This is a genomic window from Kitasatospora sp. NPDC001175 (assembly GCF_053598215.1).
Map to the genome: position 1 here is coordinate 1 of NZ_JBSFJU010000226.1, position 1,278 is coordinate 1,278.

Below are 1,278 nucleotides of genomic sequence, written 5' to 3' on the forward strand. Positions count from 1 at the left end.
GACGGACTGGTGGCCACCTCGATCGCCTGGGGTGCCTGGGCCGAGGCCGGTCTGGCCACCGACGACGTGGTCGCCGAGCGACTGCGCCGCGACGGCGTACCCGGCATGGCACCCGGTCTGGCGATCACTGCGATGCAGCAGGCCCTGGACGGCGGCGACACCGCACTGACGATCGCCGACATCGTTTGGGAGCGGCTCGCCGCGGAGTTCCACGCCATCCGGCCGAGTGCTCTCTTCGGCGAGATCCCGGAGGTCGTGCGCTTCCAGGCCACTGCCGAGGCACCGTCCGATGACTCGAAGACGGCGGCCGGCTCCTCGCTGGCCCAGCGTCTGGTGGGTCTCTCGGAGGTCGAGCGTGGCCGTGCGCTGCTGGAGCTGGTGCGGGTGCAGGTCGCGGCCGTGCTCGGTTACGCGGGTTCGGACGCGGTCGAGGCGGGTCGGGCCTTCAAGGAGCTCGGGTTCGACTCGCTGACCGCGGTCGATCTGCGCAACCGCCTGAACGCCGCCACCGGTCTTCGTCTCCCGGCGACGCTGGTCTTCGACTACCCGTCGGCGACCGCGCTGGCGGAGCACCTGCGGTCCGAACTGCTGGGCCAGGAGCCGGAGTCGGCCGCGCCGGTGACGGTGCTGGCCGCTGCCGACGACGAGCCGATCGCGATCGTCGCGATGAGCTGCCGCTTCCCCGGCGGCGTCCGCTCGCCCGAGGAGCTGTGGCAGCTGCTCATGGCCGGCCAAGACGCGGTCGTCGACTTCCCGACCGACCGCGGCTGGGACCTGGACGGCCTCTTCGACCCGGACCCGGACCAGCTCGGCAAGATCTACACCCGCAAGGGTTCCTTCCTGCAGGACGCGACCCGCTTCGACTCCGCCTTCTTCGGCATCAGCCCGCGTGAGGCGACCGCCATGGACCCGCAGCAGCGCCTGCTGCTGGAGACCTCCTGGGAGGTCTTCGAGCGGGCCGGCATCGACCCGGCCTCGCTGCGCGGCAGCCAGTCGGGCGTCTTCATCGGCACCAACGGCCAGGACTACATCTCGCTCCTGACCGAGGGCCAGGAAGGGGCCGAGGGTCACCGTCTGACGGGTACGGCCACGAGTGTCGTCTCCGGTCGCCTCTCCTACACGTTCGGTCTTGAGGGTCCGGCGGTGTCGGTGGACACGGCGTGCTCGGCGTCGTTGGTGGCGTTGCACCTGGCGGTGCAGGCGCTGCGGGGCGGTGAGTGCGATCTGGCGCTGGCCGGTGGTGTGACGGTGATGTCGACGCCGGATCTGTTCGTGGAG

General features: G+C 71.0%; 1 protein-coding gene. It reads left to right on the forward strand.

Translation table 11 applies throughout. The features are described from left to right. Positions 1-1,278 (forward strand): type I polyketide synthase (locus ACWDAK_RS41320; RefSeq protein WP_427396368.1); only part of this gene is annotated, 1,278 nt, incomplete at both ends.